This window comes from Flavisolibacter ginsengiterrae DSM 18136, assembly GCF_059568575.1.
In genome coordinates, this window is record NZ_JCANTR010000017.1 from 21,787 (window position 1) to 40,467 (window position 18,681).

Annotated in this window: 12 protein-coding genes; 7 read left to right on the plus strand and 5 right to left on the minus strand. The window is 44.6% G+C overall.

Annotated elements, in window-relative coordinates:
* Positions 1-9 precede the first annotated feature (9 nt).
* Entirely contained in the window at positions 10-2,460 is a 2,451-nt protein-coding gene (locus BP74_RS16140) for an outer membrane beta-barrel protein (protein WP_496375525.1), read from the minus strand.
* 376 nt (positions 2,461-2,836) lie between these two features.
* Here BP74_RS16140 and BP74_RS16145 point away from each other — a divergent pair, with 376 nt between their 5' ends.
* Positions 2,837-3,040 carry a hypothetical protein gene (locus tag BP74_RS16145; protein ID WP_496375527.1) on the plus strand — a complete coding sequence of 68 codons (204 nt, stop codon included), beginning with the start codon at positions 2,837-2,839 and terminating at the stop codon, positions 3,038-3,040.
* 44 nt (positions 3,041-3,084) lie between these two features.
* On the opposite strand, the gene treY is transcribed toward BP74_RS16145, so the two are convergent.
* Genes treY through glgX form a run of 3 tightly spaced genes read right to left on the minus strand, consistent with a single transcriptional unit; the run spans position 3,085 to position 11,288 of the window.
* Positions 3,085-7,299: a malto-oligosyltrehalose synthase gene (gene treY / locus BP74_RS16150; RefSeq protein ID WP_496375529.1), complete on the minus strand. Its 4,215-nt coding sequence runs from the start codon at positions 7,297-7,299 to the stop codon at positions 3,085-3,087.
* 6 nt (positions 7,300-7,305) lie between these two features.
* Positions 7,306-9,159 (minus strand): malto-oligosyltrehalose trehalohydrolase, encoded by a 1,854-nt coding sequence (treZ, locus tag BP74_RS16155; protein WP_496375531.1) that lies wholly within the window; start codon positions 9,157-9,159, stop codon positions 7,306-7,308.
* Positions 9,159-11,288: a glycogen debranching protein GlgX gene (glgX, locus tag BP74_RS16160; protein WP_496375533.1), complete on the minus strand. Its 2,130-nt coding sequence runs from the start codon at positions 11,286-11,288 to the stop codon at positions 9,159-9,161. The genes treZ and glgX overlap by 1 nt, the downstream gene beginning before the upstream one ends.
* Before the next feature lie 112 nt (positions 11,289-11,400).
* On the opposite strand from glgX, the gene BP74_RS16165 reads away from it, so the two are divergent.
* The 6 genes from BP74_RS16165 (at position 11,401) to BP74_RS16190 (ending at position 17,759) form a co-directional block, all read left to right on the plus strand.
* Entirely contained in the window at positions 11,401-12,084 is a 684-nt protein-coding gene (locus BP74_RS16165) for a uracil-DNA glycosylase family protein (RefSeq protein ID WP_496375535.1), read from the plus strand.
* A gap of 114 nt (positions 12,085-12,198) precedes the next feature.
* A complete protein-coding gene (locus BP74_RS16170; protein WP_496375537.1) occupies positions 12,199-13,611 on the plus strand; it encodes an MATE family efflux transporter in 1,413 nt (470 codons plus the stop codon).
* Positions 13,612-13,908: 297 nt separating this feature from the next.
* Positions 13,909-14,433, plus strand: a complete 525-nt coding sequence (locus BP74_RS16175; protein ID WP_496375538.1) for a hypothetical protein — start codon at positions 13,909-13,911, stop codon at positions 14,431-14,433.
* 480 nt (positions 14,434-14,913) lie between these two features.
* Positions 14,914-15,486 carry a dihydrofolate reductase family protein gene (locus tag BP74_RS16180; protein ID WP_496375540.1) on the plus strand — a complete coding sequence of 191 codons (573 nt, stop codon included), beginning with the start codon at positions 14,914-14,916 and terminating at the stop codon, positions 15,484-15,486.
* 338 nt (positions 15,487-15,824) lie between these two features.
* Complete coding sequence (locus tag BP74_RS16185; RefSeq protein ID WP_496375542.1) at positions 15,825-16,865, plus strand: AI-2E family transporter; 1,041 nt, start codon at positions 15,825-15,827, stop codon at positions 16,863-16,865.
* 150 nt (positions 16,866-17,015) lie between these two features.
* The gene (locus tag BP74_RS16190; RefSeq protein WP_496375544.1) at positions 17,016-17,759 is read left to right on the plus strand and encodes a murein L,D-transpeptidase catalytic domain family protein; all 744 of its coding nucleotides are present in this window, start codon (positions 17,016-17,018) and stop codon (positions 17,757-17,759) included.
* Between the two features lie 218 nt (positions 17,760-17,977).
* On the opposite strand, the gene BP74_RS16195 is transcribed toward BP74_RS16190, so the two are convergent.
* Positions 17,978-18,631, minus strand: coding sequence for a hypothetical protein (locus BP74_RS16195; RefSeq protein ID WP_496375546.1), 654 nt, complete (start codon positions 18,629-18,631; stop codon positions 17,978-17,980).
* Positions 18,632-18,681: the final 50 nt, after the last annotated feature.

Consider the following 18,681-nt stretch of genomic DNA (forward strand, 5'->3'; position numbering starts at 1 on the left):
TATTTTTTATTAGTTACCGATACCAATTCCACCGCCACCGTTGTTCACTCTTTTGGTTTCTTCTTCGGCGCCGGTGTTGCGCTGGCGGGCAGCTTTCACACCATTGTTACCAAAGCGGTAGCTAAGGCTCAATTTGACCTGCTGGCTTTCCCATTTGGAGCTGAACTCAGATTTCTGTCCAGCAAATTCTGTTGTTCCTTTGAACTTCAGGCTGTTGAACAGGTCACTTACTGATGCCTTGATATTGATCTTATTGTTCAATAATTGCTTTTGCAGCCCTGCATCTACACTCCATAAAGCATTGGCTTTAAAGCTACCCTGGTAAATGGATGGAGCATTGTAAAACCCGGATAGTTCTGCTGTCCATGTTTTGGCAAACTTCAGGCTGTTTTGGGCATACATTGTAAATCCAAAGGCATCCAGGTCCACCTTACGGCCAGTGCCGAAATCAGCTACATAATGAGAGTAGTTGGCGTTCATATTGGCAAACACACTGAAAGCTTTGTACTGGAACGGATAGCTCATGTTAAAGCTTATCACATCCTGCGTAGCCAAGTTTCTCTTTGACAGGAAGCTCTTGGTTTTCTCTGTTGTATCAGGAAGCTGTACGAACATGTTTTTCACATGGCTGTAATTCAGGGCCGTGTTCAGGCGATACTTATAGGTATGCGAGATACCAAAACTGTTGGTGTATTGCGGGAGCAGGTTGATGTTACCACGCATGAAGGTGTACTCATCCAGCTTGAACTCAAAGGGGTTCAGGTCCTGGTAGGCCGGACGGTCGATGCGTCGGCTATAGGTAAGGTTCAACTGGCTCATTGGGTTCTTGTTGAACGTAATGGCTGCACTTGGAAACAGGTCGGTATAATTACGTTTAAAAGTTGAATCATATCCTACATAGCTGGTTCCACTTTTCTTCTGGCCATTGGAAACGCCTTCAGTAACGGTGTTCTCTACACGAAGTCCTGCCTGGATCATAAATCCTTTAAATGGACGGTTATAATTCAGATAACCGGCGTTGATGTTTTCCTTGTAGGTGAAACGGTTGCTGCGTTCTTTATCCAGCTCATTGCCGCTGGTGTACACATTATAGCGCTGGAAATCATTGTCCGTTTTGACAAATGCAGTCTTTCCACCAAATCCCAGTTTACCTTTTGCAAAGTTCTGTTCCCAATCGGCCTTGACAGAGCTGATGTCGATTTTTGATGGGGCGATCATCTGGTAGATCACGCTGTTTATCTTGGTCTGGCCGGAAGCATCGTAATAGTAGTTAGGCTGAAACTGGTCATTATGCAGGTCATAATTGCCATAGTCCGCATTGACGGTAAGGCTTTGACCCTTGGGATCAACAAAGCTATAATTCAGGTTATAGTTGATGTTATTCCTTTTCATGGAGCTTTTGTTATCCGCAACCAGTATCCTGTTTACGGTATTCGTAGCCTTGTCTGAGATAGTGGTGCGTCCATAATTGGAGATCTCAGGATCACTGAAGGATCCGTTCACCATTACACCCACTGTATTTTTCTTATCGATAAAGTAATCCGCACCTGCCTTGAAATTGTGGCTCTTGTTATTGAACATGATGGTGCTAAGGGTTTGAAAAGCGCTATCCGAAACTGTACGAAAGATATTCAGTGAATTGTAGTTCTTTCCTTCATTGTAAGAATAATTACCAAACAGGTTGATGTTCTTATTCCTGTGGTTCAGGGTGATACCTCCGTTGTATTTTGGATAGTGCTGACCCAGGTTCAGGCCTGCATTGACAGTGCCATTGGTTCCAAATGATTTGTTCTTTTTCAACCGGATGTTGATGATGCCCGCATTACCGGCAGCTTCATATTTAGCCGAAGGATTGGTGATCAATTCAATGGCATCAATCTCGGCGGAGTTTATGGACTTAAGGTAGTTGGCAAGGTCCTGTCCTGATAAAGGGCTGGGGCGGCCATCGATATACACCTGTACACCATTCTTGCCGCTGAGGCTCAGGTTATCATCTTTATCTACCGTAACGCCGGGTGATTTGCGCAAAAGCTCGAGGGCTGTTGACCCTGTAGCATTGATAGTGCCCTCTACATTCAGTATTGTCTTATCTGCCTTTACCTCGATGATGGGCTTTTTGGCAGTTACCACGATACCTTTCATATCAGCAGCTGATTTTGTCAACAGGAGCTCAGGGGCTTTTACTCCAGTACCTGCTACAGTAAATGGAGTGGAAAGCTGAGAGTTGTAGCCAACGTAGGAAGCACCAACACGGTACTCGCCTTCCTTGATATCAGTAAAACTGTAGTTGCCTTCTTTGGTTATTGAAAGCTTAACTACCGAAGTATCTTTTGCTTTGAATAAAGTGATAGTGGCACCGTTCAGCGGTGTGCCCTGGGCGTCTTTAGCTAAGCCGGAAACTTCCTGGGCATTGGAAGCAAGGGCGATGGTCATGGTTAAAAGCAGAAATAATGATCTCATAACTTAAATTTTTATATCCCGGTTGTTCCTGGAGGGATGTTTTTCGTTTCAGGGACAAACGTATTCCAGGCAGGGAGGAATGAGAAAAATGTTACACAAACAGCTTATTTGGCTATACCAACAAGCTTTTGGAAAGGTTAATGGTAAACACTTAGCGGATGAGCTCTCAAGCCTTAGCTTAGTTACATCCTGGGTAAAACAAATGAGACGGCAAACCAATTAACAATACAGGCCCCAAAAGAATTTTCGTTAGCTCATCTATAAGTATGGGTGCTAATTTAAATTTATAACTGTCTATTTATAAAGCTATTCCATTAAACATAGCAGTATTCAAGCATGGTTTTTGCTTACCATATAATAACGAAATGCCTTGCTTATGAACAATTCAAACGATAGAACCCATTCCGGGCAACAGGAAAGCAGTCGGGGAACACAGGGGAATCAAAATATTCCAAGAATAGAGGAGAACAGGAAGGAAATGAATAAGGAACAACAGATCGGAAAGAACATGGGAGCTGCCGAAAGGCCAAGGAAAAGCTTCCATAACGATGGTCCCGGGGGCAATTACAAGGGTTATTAAGCTAATAGAAATGCCGGCAATGCCGGCATTTTTCTTTGATACCATTACTCCCGGTTATACAGCCAGGTCCAGTGCTTTAATTTTTCCTCTTCATTGAAACCGGGTTGGCCGGGTAACAACCTCCATGACCAGTTACCGGTATTGGTAGCCGGGGTATTCATCCGGGCCTCAGCTCCCAATCCCATTACATCCTGTATGGGAAATATGACCGTATTGGCAACGGATGCACTGGCCATCCGGCATAAATTGTCAGCTACATTTTCCATAGTTTGCTTCACACCTGTATATTCCTCCAGTGCTCTCCTGGTGGTTCCACCCGCATCGTCCATCCACCAGCCTTTGATGGTATTGTTGTCGTGTGTACCGGTGTATGCCAGGAAATGCGGTGTGTACTGGTGAGGGATATGCAAAGAATGAGGCATGTTGCCTCCAAAAGCAAATTGCAGCACCTTCATGCCCGGCAACCCAAACTGGTCCCTCAGGGCAAAGACTGTATCATCCACATCACCCAGGTCTTCCGCTAAAAAGGGAAGGTCACCAAAGGCCTTTTTGATCACGTTAAAAAGATCAGCACCAGGACCTTTCACCCATTGACCGCTCCGGGCGGTTTCTGCGCCGGCAGGCACTTCCCAGTAATCTATGAATGCCCGGAAGTGATCAAGGCGCAGCAGGTCAAACAGCTGGATGTTCTTATGCAGCCTGGCAATCCACCAATGGTAGTTCTTTTTCTTCAGCACGTCCCAACGGTAGACCGGCATGCCCCATAGCTGTCCATCTTCACTAAAGGCATCAGGAGGAACACCAGCCATGGATAGGCGGTTACCTTCCTTATCCAGATGAAAGATATCCCTGTGGGCCCATACATCTACTGAATCATAACTGGTGTAGATGGGAAGGTCCCCGATCAATTGTATGCCCAGCTTATGGCAATAGCTTTTTAATTCTTTCCATTGCCTGTCAAACAAAAACTGCAACCATTGAATCCTTTCTATGTCCTTTTTATTTTCCGCCTCCAGCTGCTTCAGGGTGCCTGGATCTCTTAATTTGAGATCGGCATTCCATTCATACCAGGGCTTTCCACCATTCATTTGCTTGATCAGGATGAATAAGGCAAAATCGTCCAGCCACTCTCTTTCCCTTTTCACATACTGCCGGAATGATTTATCAAGGTTGGCGAACTGGCCCTGTTTGAACCTTTCAAAAGCGAATTGAAATAGCTGCTGTTTTGCACTGGTCACTTTTGAAAAATCTACTGCATTATCAGCAGGCAGCCGGCAGGCTGCGGCTTCATCTTCATTTAACAGTCCCTCTTTTACCAGCATGTCAAGGCTGATCAAAAGGGTGTTGCCTGCACTGCTGGAAACGGAACTGTAAGGAGAGTTGCCCTGTCCTTCCTCGGTTGGATTTAATGGCAATACCTGCCAGAAGCGCTGGTTGGCACGGTTTAAAAGATCTGCAAAAGCATACGCTTCGGGTCCCAGATCACCGATACCATATGGGGAAGGCAGCGAGGTGATATGCAACAGGATGCCTGAACCCCTTGGATTGGAAGTAATGCTTCCTTTCAATATGGCAAAGGGCAGATCAGCAAATAAATGCGATACCTGTATGGCTCTTTCATGTTTGTCTTTTTTAGACAGCAGCACATGTTCCCATTCTGCACCTGCATTGGGCGGCAACACCACCTGCGTATCTTCCCAGTTGATATTTTCAATGACAGTGTTTTGTTCTGCCGCCATCCTGGCCATGTGAAGCGGAACAACTACTATAAAGAACTGGTTCTTGTGACTGCGGGCGAAGGCCAGTACATGCTGTGCATATTTACCTTCCACTGCCAATGGCTGGTATTCCCCTTCAGCAAATAATTTGGGATGTGCTTTGCGCAGCTGGAATAGTTTATGGGTCAACCATATCTTAAGCTGGGGATGACGCCTGTTTTCCCATAGGTCGCGGTGAAAATGCTTCTTTTCTTCTTTACTACTTATAGCCGATAGTATTTCACTGTTTTTCCTGTAATCTACCGGGCGCCGGTTATCAGGATCTACAAGATTCAGGTCCCATGCTTCGCAACCCTGGTACACATCGGGCACGCCCGGGCAGGTGAATTTCAAAACCAGTTGCACTATCGAGTTAGCAATGCCAAAATCAATGATGATATCCAGCAAGGAGCGCAGGCTTTTGTGAAATGCTGATTTGGTATCCAGTAAAGAAGCAATGAATTTTTTAGCCTGCAATTCATAGGCTTCTATCGGCGAGGCCCAGTTGGAATGTGTTTTTCCTTCCCGGAGTGCTTTTTCTATGTAGGCCTGCAGTCGAAGGCCATAGCTGTCAAGATCCTCTCCATTCATTGGGTAGGCACTTACCAGGACCTGGTACACCAGGTATTCAATATTGGCACCGGGAATGCCATTTAGCTTGAGTCCTTTATTCAATTCCTGCCATTCTTTTACTTTTTGAAACCACAGACCCGGGAGCTCTGTGAGTACATTAAGCCTGGCCCTGGCATCCTCGCCTCTTTTGTTATCGTGCGTGGCTGTGGCATTCAGGGCATAGGGCCAGCGTTGCTGGCGTTCCATCATGGCAGCATGGAAATGGGGAGCGGAAATTCCGAAAGCGCCGGGTGCATCGCCCACCTCGTTATGGCCAATAAAACTGTTATAGGTATATACAAGGGTATCTTCCACCCCCTTTGCCATCAACGGCCCGGTGAACTGCATGCAACGCTGGAAAAAATGAAGGGCGTTCTTCGCATATTCCTGGCTGTGAGCCGGGCGCATTAATAGCACCTCCTTTAAAAGGTTGATGGCTGCCGTAAGGTCTTCCCGTGATTGCCTCAGTTGCTGGAATATGTTTTCTATGCTTTTAACTTCTTCGGCACCAAAAGGCATATGGTTGCCATACAGGCGGTAAACCGGCACCAGGACAAGGAATTCCGCCATGGCCGTTTTGATATCTTCGGTTCGCATCCTGGTGTAATCAGCCTCGGACACCAGGTTTGAATTCAAGAGCAACTGGAAGAGATTTTCCAGCTCACCGCTCATATGCGTGTATAGTATATGCCTTTTCTTTTCCCATACCTGTTCCTTGATATCCTGTTGCTTTCCTGCCAGTTCTTCATAAAAGCCGGCAAAGGCTTGCTGGTTGTTGCTATACGTAAGCAGGTTATTCACCAGAGATAAAAAATCATAGCCTGTGGTACCCTGCACCGGCCAGCCTTCTGGAAGTGATTCACCCGGTTCCAGTATTTTTTCAACAACGATATAGCTATTATTTCCAAGAGCCTGGCGAAGCTGCTCCAGGTATTGAAGCGGGTCATACAATCCATCCACATGGTCAATGCGCAATCCCTGGAAGACGCCCTCTTTAACCAGTTGTATTGCTAACTGGTGGTGTGCCTGGAAAACTTCAGGGTGCTGTATGTCAAGGCAGATCAGGCCATTGACGGTAAAGAACCTGCGGTAATTGATATGCGCATCTGTTTCTTTCCAATCGCATAAACGGTAAACCTGTTCTTCCGTCAACGTCATGAGCATGGCAGAGTCACTATTATATTCAGCCAATAGCTTATCCACCGGCGCTCTTAATACCTTATTGCGCATGATACCATCTACCTGGATCAACAGCTCATGCCATTGCTGCCTGTAGATGCCGGGATCTTCGCTCTTGTGCAGGTTCTCAATTTCATTGATAAGGATAAGGAAAGCCTGGGCGCCTCCCGCCGCTTTGAACAGTGTACCATAGGAGCGGGGGTGCAGAGGGAAAGTAGTATCATGATAAGTCAATACAAACCTGTTGTTCCTGTATTCCAGCTTCAACTCCTTATTTTGGATCACCTCTTCAAGGGATTGCCCGAGGAAGGGAACCATTAACCGGCCCTGGAAAAGCGTGCTGGTCCAGGCTACATCAAAGAAGTTGGCATAAATAGAAGACCTTCCTTTTTCAAGGATATCAAATACCCAGGGATTGCGGGTATCATAGGCCATATGGTTGGGTACAATATCCTGCAGCCAACGTATATTTTCTTCCTGCAACAACTGGCTGATCTCCCGGAGTTTTTCTTCTGTACCAATTTCAGGATTAATGGTGTTGGGGTCCAATACATCATACCCATGCGTAGAGCCAGGCATAGCGGTAAATACCGGTGATGCATAAACGGTGGAGATGCCCAGTTCCTGTAAGTAGGGCAGGATTTTCTCCAGGTCATCGAAAGTAAATGCTGTATGGAACTGGATGCGGTATGTAGATGCAGGATTGTTCATGGTAGATCAATATTGAATGGTGAAGGGCCTTGTTCCCAACAGAACAACAGATTCTGGTTGTAATACATATTCATTCGCGGCGCCGGTGTTCATTTCTTTTCCGGCTGCGTTTTGCATTAACTTCCATTGAGGGTCGGCAGAATTGAGAATTGTGAACCACTGGTCAGTGCCTGAGGTGGCAACCGTTTGAACCTGGTCTGAAAAATTCATCAGGCACCATATAGATTCATCCTTGTGCCAGCGACAAAGCCTGACAATGCGCTTTTCTTCATCACAGTCCACCTGCATATGCCTGCGGTTCAATTCTTTCAATACCGGGTGTGTTTTACGCAGATGTAGCAACGTTTTATAATAGTGTAACATGATGGCGTGGCTTCCTTTGTCCAACTGATCCCACTGAAGGGTAGAACCATTGAATATTTCTTCCGATACCGGGTCGGGAGCCTCTCCTTCCGGGTAAAAAGCTGCAAATTCCTGTTGTCGCCCTTTTCGCACATTCTCTACCAGTTCCGGATCGGAATGGTCTACAAAATACTGGAAGGGATGAGGAGCCGACCATTCTTCTCCCATGAACAACAAGGGGATATAAGGACTTACTATAACAGCTGCAGCCACGAGCTTTTGCATTTCGAAACTTAACAACTGGCTGCTGCGTTCTCCCAGCATCCTATTACCTACCTGGTCATGATTCTGTGAAAAAACAATGAACTGCTGGCCGGGGTTATCAATAGCCTTTGCGCCAAATTTTCTTTTCCGATGTTCGGAGTATTGCCCATCGTACACATAGGCATCCCTGTATGATTTACAGAGATGGGCAAGGCCATTGAAGTCGGAATAGTATCCATAATGCTCCCCTGTTGCCGTTACCCTCAGCGCATGGTGGAATTCATCCACCCACTGGGCATCCATACCATAACCATCTTTTGATAGGGGGTTAATATAGCGGGGATCATTCAGATCTGACTCAACCAACAGGTAGTGTTTTTTGCCAGAGGTCTGCATCCAGGCATCCACCTGCATCCTGATATCTTTCAGGATGTATACAGGGCCTAGGTCCTTTATAGTATGAACGGCATCGAGGCGCAGCGCATCGATGTGAAAATCTTTCAGCCACATCAGCGCATTGGCAATGAAGAACTCCCGCACACCATCACAATAAGCATCATCAAAATTGACAGCCTGCCCCCATGGGGTCTTGTATTTATCTGTGAAGTAAGGGGCTATTGCACCAAGATAAGAACCTTCGGGCCCGAGGTGATTGTACACCACATCCAATATAACGGCCAGGCCTTTTTCATGGCAGGCATTCACCAGGTGCTGCAATCCTGTTGCCCCTCCGTAGGAATGCTGCACAGCAAAAGGATAAGCACCGTCATATCCCCAGTTGCGCTGGCCGGGGAACTGTGCTACCGGCATGATCTCGATGGCTGTAATACCCAGTTGAAGCAGGTAATCCAGCCTTGCTTCAATGTCTTCAAACTTGCCTCCAGGTGTAAACGTGCCTACATGTAATTCGTAAATGATATAGTCCTGCAAGGGAAGGTTATTCCAGCCAGCGTCAGTCCATGGAAAACTATTAAGATTAATGACCATGGAAGGCCCATGAACACCACCAGGTTGAGATAAGGAAGCCGGGTCCGGGTAATCCTTTCCATCTATTCGAAACTGGTAGCGATCTCCTTCCCGGAGATCCTTAACAATGGCAGACCAATAACCTTCACCTGTGCGGGTCAACAGTATCTTTTTTGAACTATTGACAATAAGAAATGCCTCTCTGGCAAGAGGCGCCCAAATATTTACCCCTGCTTTTCCCTCCTGTAATCTTATACCTGGTATTGGGTTTTGTACTATGTTCATCATCAGGAATAGGGTTGTATCAATACGACCACGGAACGGTCAGCCACTTCAACTTCTTCACCGGCTTTATAGATATTGGTAGGTTCTTCTATGTGGCCCGTATTGGTATCGATCATTTGTACCCATGTAGTGCCAAATTCCTCAGCGGGCAGTTTATACTTTAAGGGATGGTGGGCTGCATTAAAAATGATGTAAAAGCTGTCATCCATGATCTCCTCTCCTTTTTCTCCTTTCATCCGAAGTGCCAGTCCATTCATGTACACCCCCAAAGATTTGGCGAAGTCAAGCTTCCAGTTCTCTTCAGACATGGGAATGCCTTCCGGCAAGAACCAGGCAATGTCTGGCAGGTTGGATTCATTAACAGGTATGCCTTTGAACCAACGCTTACGGGTAAACGAAGGATGGCGTTTATAAAAATGGATCAACCGGCGGGTGAACAGGACAAGGTCAGTATCACGGTCCTTCCAGTTGATCCAGGAAATTTCATTATCCTGGCAATAGGCATTGTTGTTTCCCTTTTGGGTGCGGCCCATTTCATCACCTGCTACCAGCATGGGCACGCCCTGTGAAAGGAATAAGGTGGTAAGAAAATTCCTTACCTGTTTTTTGCGCAGTTGTATGATCGCTTCATCATCGGTAGGGCCTTCCACACCACAGTTCCAGGAGCGGTTATGATTTTCTCCATCCCTGTTGTCCTCACCGTTGGCCTCGTTGTGCTTTTCGTTGTAAGAAACCAGGTCATGCAGGGTGAAGCCATCGTGTGCGGTGATAAAATTGATGCTGGCTGAAGACCTGCGGAAATCAGCCTTATACAAATCTGAACTCCCTGTAAAACGTTCTGCAAATTCTGAGAGCATGCTGTCCGCCCCTCTCCAATAGTCGCGCATACAATCGCGGTAATTACCGTTCCATTCTCCCCAACCCGGCGGGAACTTGCCAACCTGGTATCCTCCCTCTCCAATATCCCAGGGCTCAGCTATCAGCTTGACCTGCGAGATAACAGGATCCTGGTGAATGATATCAAAAAAGGAACCCAGGCGGTCCACGTCATGCAATTCCCTGGCAAGAGTTGAAGCCAGGTCAAAGCGGAAGCCATCCACGTGCATCTCCAGTATCCAATACCTCAGGCTATCCATAATAAGGCGGAGCACACTTGGTAGCTGTGCGTTCATTGTATTACCCGTGCCCGTATAATCCTTGTAAAAGCGCCTGTTATCCATTAGCCTGTAGTAACAAGAATTATCAATGCCGCGGAATGAAACAGTAGGACCCAAATGGTTGCCTTCACCCGTGTGATTATATACCACGTCAAGGATCACTTCAATGCCAGCCCTGTGCAGGGCCTTTACCATTTTCTTGAATTCGTTCACCTGGCCGCCGGTGGCACCATCACCCGAATAAAAGCGCACATCAGGGGCAAAATATCCAATGGTATTATAACCCCAGTAATTGGTCAGTTGTCTTTCCTCCAGGTGCCTGTCCGTAATAAAATGATGCACCGGCATCAGTTCAATGGCATTGATGCCAAGCTCTTTTAAATACTTAATCGTCACAGGATGCGCCATACCCGCATAAGTGCCGCGAAGTTGTTCTGGTATTTCAGGATGTTGAATAGTAAACCCTTTTACATGCGTTTCGTAAATGATGGCTTTATAGTGGGGAAGTTTTAATTGTGTATCTCCTTCCCAATCAAATTTGGGATTGATGACAATGGACTTTGGAACAAAAGCAGCGCTGTCCAGTTCACTATAACTCAGGTCTTCACCAGGATTTCCCACTTCATATCCAAACAGGGCATCATGCCATTTAATGGTTCCTGAAATTGCTTTTGCATAAGGGTCGATCAGGAGCTTATTGGAATTGAAGCGATGCCCGTTTTCAGGGCTATAAGGCCCCTGCACCCTGTAACCATACAACTGCCCCGGGGCCATTTCGGGAATGTAGATATGCCATACATGGTTAGTCCTTTCGCGCAGGCGTATGCGATGTGTTTCCACCTCTGCATCTGTAGAATTATATAAACATAATTCGACAATTTTCGCATTTTCCGCATATAAAGCAAAGTTGACCCCGTCGCCATCCCATGTTGCACCCAATGGGAAAGGCTGGCCCGGATAAGTGTTCATCTCCATTCAGCTTGGTTTGATAGGCTTTTTTATAAAAGCAATTCTTCGATCCTTCTATAGTTTTGCAGTCAATCTTCTTGCCAGCGGAAATACTGATGAGCATGAAACCTTTGAAGCAATGAATGACCACAATACCTGGGCACGGCACCTGTTAAATTATTATAAAGAATTACAACCACCACCAAAACTTCCTAACAAGGTAGAATGGCTTTACCCGCAACAAAATCCGGAAGTGATTGCTGTAGTAGAAAGCTTTTGCAATAAGTTCTATGATGACAGCAAGGAAAGAATACTGTTATTAGGGATAAACCCAGGCAGGTTTGGCGCAGGCATTACAGGCGTGAACTTTACGGCTGCCAAACAACTGGATGAATTTTGCGGGATAGAACATCCTTTTAAAAAAGGATCGGAATTATCCGCCGAGTTCATCTATTATGTGATCAATGCTTTTGGTGGTGCGAAAGCATTCTATGCGCATTTCTTTATAGGTTCTGTTTGCCCGCTGGGGTTTGTGAAAGGCGGGAAGAACATCAACTATTATGATGACAGGGAATTAATGCAAACCGTCCAACCTTTCATTACTGGTAATATGGAAAGGCTTTTAGCTTATAAAGTAAACAGGGATAGAGTGATCTGCATTGGTGGCGAAAAAAATTACAAGTACCTGTCAGCGTTGAATGAAAAGCACAAATGGTTCAAAACCATTGATATTGTACCACATCCCCGGTTCATTATGCAGTACAGGCGCAAATACCTTGATCAATATATTGATCAATACCTGGAGGTTTTAAAAAAGAAATAATAGTTTTGAGTCTTCTTAAAGGCCGCATATGAAGTTCTGATCAGTTCCGCCGCTTATTGTTTGTGGAAGCATTTGACTTCCTGATTATTATTATTTATAAACTTCTCTGCAGCCATGCCAACCAGGTCAACCAATACATTATCACGTCTTTATAGCCTAACTGTAAGCGCCCTGAAAGGAGAGCAGCAGGATTACACCAAGGGAAGCCTTCGTAAGGCGATCTTACTCCTGTCCATTCCCATGATTTTGGAAATGGCCATGGAAAGTGTCTTTGCGCTGGTTGATCTTTTCTTTGTCAGTAAGCTGGGCAAACATGCAGTGTCCACCGTGGGGCTCACCGAATCTGTGCTCACCATCATCTACTCCATCGCAGTAGGCATGAGTATGGCTGCAACGGCCATAGTAGCGCGCAGGATAGGTGAGAAAAATCCCGAAGGCGCAGCCAGGGCAGCCATGCAGGCATTGCTCGTAGCCATTACGGTCATAATTATCATCAGTGCTTTCGGAATGATCTACGCAGGTGATATACTCCGACTGATGGGTGCAGAGGATATGACCATGAAAATGGGTGTTCATTATACCAGGATCATGATGGGGAGCAGCGTGATCATCATGCTCCTGTTTTTGATCAATGGGACCTTCCGCGGTGCGGGTGATGCTTCCATAGCCATGAAAAGCCTGTGGCTGGCCAATATCTGCAATATCATCCTTTGTCCATTGCTGATCAACGGGCTTGGGCCCATTCCTGCATTTGGGCTGAATGGTGCGGCGCTGGCCACAACTATTGGAAGGAGCACGGGCGTTTGTTACCAGCTCTACCATCTTTTTAATGGTTCCAGCGTGGTAAAGCTTTCACGCCGTGCCATCAAAGCGGAATGGGGTGTGATCAAATCGGTAGTGAAAATAGCCTGGCCTGCTACCCTGCAATTCATCATTGCCTCCTGCAGCTGGATCTTCCTGGCAGAACTGGTGGCTGAAACAGGACACAGTGCAGCTTCGGCAGGTTACCAGACGGCTTTACGCATCATCATGTTCTTTTTATTGCCTGCCTGGGGAGCCAGTAATGCTGCGGCTACCTTAGTTGGCCAAAACCTGGGTGCCCGCGATCCGGAGCGTGCAGAAAAAGCAGTGATCAAGACCGCGAAATATAATGCTGCTTTTATGGGCATGGTGTCGTTGCTCTTTTTGTTTGCTGCCGAACCGATCGTTTCCTTATTTGCCCTTCAACCTGAAGTAGCAGTAATAGCTACCAGGGCATTGCGCATCATCAGCACAGGCTATATTTTTTATGGTGTGGGCATGGTGATGATCAATGCTTTTAATGGTGCCGGCGATACCAGGACACCAACCCTGATCAACGTTTTTTGTTTCTGGCTGTTCCAGATTCCACTGGCCTACCTGCTGGCTAAATATTTTAAGCTGGGACCGACAGGTGTGTTCATTGCCATACCGGTTGCGGAAACCCTTATTACTGTTACGGCGGTATTGTTGTTCAAGAAAGGAAGGTGGAAGAAGGTGATGGTGTAGAACCGGGATTGGGAGGATAGAAGAGGATTTGAAAAGAGGGTTACTATTTTAATGACAGGATTGATTGATGTAATGAATAACCGCATTGAAACTCTCAGTCCTCACTCATAGTCTTTATATGCATTGTAAAAAGAACCTGGTGTTACAAACCATGCTTCCCTGCTTTAATCCTAAATAAACAATCCATTTTGCATTTAATGCAGCAAGCTTATATTAAATTGTTTTCTTTATTTACTAGCCGTAATTAAGGAATTTATATTCTCTATATCCCTTGATTAAATTAGCAGTTCAATTTGTATGAGGGGTTTTCAATTTATAAGACAAGAAAGTTGGGATAATGAATACCAGGGGTTTTGCATTACTGAATTTAGTTTTGACAAGCAAAACAATTTAACTGAAGAACTAATGGTTGACCAGTTTATTCACAATAGTTCTCTTACTTCCGATAGTTTAAGAGAAACCGTAAAACAAAATCCTGGAAAACCTTTTTTAAGACAAGCATTTAATACGACAAAGATTTCAGCACATGATTTCAAAAAGCTGACAAAGCATCAACTCCTAAGTTTCCTAAAGAACTTTGAGGATGAGGATAATTGGGGTGATAATGATAAGGAGAATTTTATCAAGGTGAAAAGCCGGTTTTTGGCAAAGTTTGATAGCGCTAATCCTGATTCACTTTTCTTAATAAGCAAGGATTGGTATGATAAAAATGATGTGCGGTTAAGAGAACCTGAAAACTGGATTTTTATCTATTATTTCTTGATTCTATGGATAGATTATTCAAAATCTACATTGACCGTATGTGAATGGACATACGAATAAGATTTCAGCGGTTACTAAATTTACCATTCAGAACAAAAAAGATCCCCTGATTAAAATCTTTTCCCGCATGTTCAATTCACGCAATTTCCCGGTGAGTAATACAGCATGAGTAATCATATTAACAAGAAGGAAGATGAGGATTTACATATTCCAGAATAGCTAAGATATATGCTTATAACTATAGCATTTCTTTATCTTATATGGATTATGTTTTTCAAAAATGGTGTAAAAAGACACTACTTTCCATTCTTCAGAAGGTTTTAGCCAAATTTATTGTGCCAGGTACTTAAGTAACTTTTTTTCAGGAATTAACACCACTAGCCTTACTAAATATGGGCAGAAGAATAAGTTCAAGTTTTTATTTCTATTTTGCTGAGAATTTTTGTTAATCTGGCTTTGCTCAATAGCACATCAACAAGTCATTTATGGTTATTGTAATAAGATAGGATTAAACAATACACAGGATTAAAAACAGAACCAATGAGAAAAATAATTTCATTTATGCACATATCTCTTGACGGATTTGTAGCAGGACCGAATGGAGAAATGGACTGGATTAAAGTTGATGAAGAAATTTTCGATCATGTCGGAAAGCGGATAGGCGAAGGCGACACTGCATTATATGGACGTGTAACTTTCCAGATGATGGATAGTTACTGGCCTGCGGCAGGATCTGAACCGGATGCGAGCAAGCATGATATTGAACATTCAAAATGGTATAACCAGGTACACAAGCTAGTTTTATCTAAAACGTTGAAAGAAGCTGATTTGAATAACACCACAGTTATCAGTGACAACCTTTCGGTCAAAATAAATGAAATCAAACAACAGGAAGGCAGTGAAATCCTGCTTTTTGGTAGCCCCACAGCAACACATTCACTTATGCAACTGAACCTGATTGATGGCTACTGGCTATTTGTTAATCCCATTATCCTGGGCCAGGGCATTCCTTTGTTTGAAGGCACCAGGGAAAAAATAAAACTACAACTATTGACTACCCGCCAATTTACTTCCGGGGTAACAGAATTGAATTACATAGTGGACAGGCCATAATTACAAACTGTAACATGAGGATACATTCCGGGCGGGCCAAACAGTAAATCTCCAGTCTGTCCTGCCCGGAGCTTATGGATATTCTAAGCCAGGTATTCAATATTGAAAATCTTATCTTGACAAATGGCTGGAATTATAGTTGAACTCATGTTTTTTAAAAAAGTAGCATTTCCCCCCGAATCTTTTGAAAAAGGCTAGCTGGTTTCTTTAGTATCCGCCTTACATCTTCAACTGGCCTGATACACCATTTCATCAACGGGATAACCGACCTCGCTAACACTAAAACACCCATTTCATTTTTCTGCTCATCCTTTAGTAATTTCATTTACATAAAGTATATGATCAGGAACACCATAGATAGCAACCTGCTGCGGCAGATACTTTTTATTGCATTTATTATTTTCCTGGGCATTGTCCTGTTCAACCAGCTATGGTTTTTTCTGCCGGCATTTTTGGGAGCAGTAACCTTTTATGTATTGATGCGGGAAAGAATGTTCTTCCTCACGGAAGTAAAGGGATGGGGCTATGGCAGTGCAGCCTGGGTACTGATGCTCCTTTCCTTCTTTGTTATATTACTGCCAACGGGATTGCTGGGTAATATCCTTTATTCCAAGGTCAGTTACGTAGTCATGCACTCCAGCGAAACCCTGAACTCCCTGAAAAGGGCGGCTGACCAGATCAGTAAAAAGATCGGGTACGAGATCATTAACCCTAATGCCATTAATAAAATAGGTACCTACATCACTGAACTGCTGCCCAAAGCTCTTGGTGTTACGCTGAATACCCTGATGCTGATAGCCAGCATGTACTTTATACTCTATTTTATGCTGGTGAATGGCAGAAGAATGGAAAAATCCCTGTACGAGTACATTCCATTGACTGATGATAACGTGGAGCGTATAGGCGCTGAAGTGAAAGTAATGGTGGTCTCCAATGCCATAGGTATTCCTTTGATAGCATTGATACAGGGCATAGTGGCGCTGATCGGATACCTGATCATAGGCATCAATGAACCCTTCCTCTGGTTTGCGGCTACCAGCATCGCCGCGATGATGCCGGTGGTAGGTGCTGCCCTCATCTATGTGCCCCTGACCGTCATGCTTTTTGCCCAGGGACAAACAGGCAGGGGCATCGCCATGGGCATCTGGGGGTTTGGACTTGTAGGCCTGGTGGACAACCTGTTCCGGTTCTTGCTGAACAAATGGCTGGGAAATATTCATCCCCTCATCACGATTTTTGGGGTACTGGTTGGCGTTCAGTTATTTGGATTTATAGGGTTGATTTTCGGTCCCTTACTGATCTCCATGTTCATTCTTTTGCTCCGCATTTATTCTTCTGAATTCATTGTTAAGAAAAGGGATATTAACAGGGTGAAATGATTTTCTCGTAAAAACTCTTAGTACTTTTATCCGCATCCGAAGAAAAGTACCCAATTCTTAAAATATTCTTAGGAATCGCTTGCAAGTGTGATAGTTACATAATAGTTTCACACACAGTGGCGTTCCAATAACCACGAAAAACCCAGGAGAGTGAGAAAGTTTTATTTGCCATTATCCATGTTATGCCTGCTTGCCACCTTTTTGCTACTTCCCGTAGTAAAAGCGGATAGCAATAAGAATTTAAAGGCTACATCTTTTCGCCCGGAACGCACAGCAATTTCTACTGCCTTATCTGCAGAAGCTGTTGCCTCATCCATTTACGATAGTTTAAACCTTGACCGCCTTGGCCTGACCAAAGAAGCCTTGCTTTATGCCTATGAAGGGCAGCAAAAGCTGGAAGAGAAAGGCGAAGTGGAGAACCCTGACATCTTAACGGTATGCGACTTTAGCCAGCCTTCTGACCAAAAGCGCATGTATGTGATCGATGTGAAGAATCTTAAAGTTCTTATCCATACCTATGTGGCACATGGCAGGAACTCCGGACTGGAATATGCCGAACGCTTTTCCAACAGGCCCGAGTCGCTGCAAAGTAGCCTGGGATTTTATTTGACAAAGAATACCTATTTCGGTAAGCATGGCCTTTCTTTAAGGCTGGAAGGACTGGAAAAAGGCTTCAATGATAAAGCAGAAGCCAGGGCCGTTGTGGTTCATGGCGCTCCATATATTGGCGATCAACGCACTGGTGGTGGTTACATGGGAAGAAGCTGGGGATGCCCTGCTGTTCCCCAACAAATTGCCTCTGAAGTGATCAACACGATCAAAAACGGAACTACCTTGTTCATCTATCACCCATCTCAGAAGTATCTGCACGGATCCACTGTACTAAATGGCTGATTTGGACGCAAACAAGGATGGATGATAAAAGCCCCAACCGTACCCTATGGTTGGGCTTTTTCTTTTATATAGGTCAATGAGCCCTGTTAGAAAGTACCGGAACTTTTACTGTATCATCTTTCTTATGCTCAAACAATGCATTTACAATGTTTGCAGATCAAGGAATGGGAGCAATCGATTTCTTTCCAGAAATAATACTGTGTTGGAATACTTTGGAATTAGCTGAATAAATAGGCCACCAACTGGGCCAGGATGCCCAGGAACAAGCCAACATACACTTCAATAGGTATATGCTCATTATTGATCATTCGGGCAGTGCAAACCAGGCCTGACAACAATAAAGCTATAGATATATAAGGACCGAAATTATCGCCCGAAAGAAAACCCATCAAAATAAACAGCGTACTGACCACGCCCACAGAAATAGCGTGCATGCTCACTTTCATATAGCTATTCACTATCAGTCCAAGGCTGGAGGCCAGGAAAACCGCAAGGCTGAACATGACCACTTCCCTTGGAAAGGACTGGGTCCTGAATACATACCAGATCCAGAAATAAAAAACCCCGGTAGCCACATACGGAATGATCCTATCCTTCTGGGTCTTCAAATAAATGGAGCTAATAAAACCCAGCCCCTTGGTCAATAATATGGTTACCAGTGGAAGCACCATATAGTTTACCGAAAATGAGATCAGGAGCTTGGTCTTATCCCATTCCGTGAATTGTGGGAAGACCCTGAGGACATAAATAAAGAAATACCCTATATAAACAGGGATAAATAATGGATGGAAAATATAGGAAACTACTTTGGCAGCAATCTTTAATACGGGGTGAAAGGAACTATTGTTTCCGTTAGCTTCGGTAACCATCATTGTGCAAACATACGGGAAGGAGGAACGCCCTTTCCTTATTTAAGAAATCC

What these genes read in the sequence shown, in the direction of transcription:
- BP74_RS16140 (WP_496375525.1), bottom strand. Translation starts at nt 2,460, where the DNA reads ATGAGATCATTATTTCTGCTTTTAACCATGACCATCGCCCTTGCTTCC.
- BP74_RS16145 (WP_496375527.1), top strand. Translation starts at nt 2,837, where the DNA reads ATGAACAATTCAAACGATAGAACCCATTCCGGGCAACAGGAAAGCAGT.
- treY (WP_496375529.1), bottom strand. Translation starts at nt 7,299, where the DNA reads ATGAACAATCCTGCATCTACATACCGCATCCAGTTCCATACAGCATTT.
- treZ (WP_496375531.1), bottom strand. Translation starts at nt 9,159, where the DNA reads ATGATGAACATAGTACAAAACCCAATACCAGGTATAAGATTACAGGAG.
- glgX (WP_496375533.1), bottom strand. Translation starts at nt 11,288, where the DNA reads ATGGAGATGAACACTTATCCGGGCCAGCCTTTCCCATTGGGTGCAACA.
- BP74_RS16165 (WP_496375535.1), top strand. Translation starts at nt 11,401, where the DNA reads ATGAATGACCACAATACCTGGGCACGGCACCTGTTAAATTATTATAAA.
- BP74_RS16170 (WP_496375537.1), top strand. Translation starts at nt 12,199, where the DNA reads ATGCCAACCAGGTCAACCAATACATTATCACGTCTTTATAGCCTAACT.
- BP74_RS16175 (WP_496375538.1), top strand. Translation starts at nt 13,909, where the DNA reads ATGAGGGGTTTTCAATTTATAAGACAAGAAAGTTGGGATAATGAATAC.
- BP74_RS16180 (WP_496375540.1), top strand. Translation starts at nt 14,914, where the DNA reads ATGAGAAAAATAATTTCATTTATGCACATATCTCTTGACGGATTTGTA.
- BP74_RS16185 (WP_496375542.1), top strand. Translation starts at nt 15,825, where the DNA reads ATGATCAGGAACACCATAGATAGCAACCTGCTGCGGCAGATACTTTTT.
- BP74_RS16195 (WP_496375546.1), bottom strand. Translation starts at nt 18,631, where the DNA reads ATGATGGTTACCGAAGCTAACGGAAACAATAGTTCCTTTCACCCCGTA.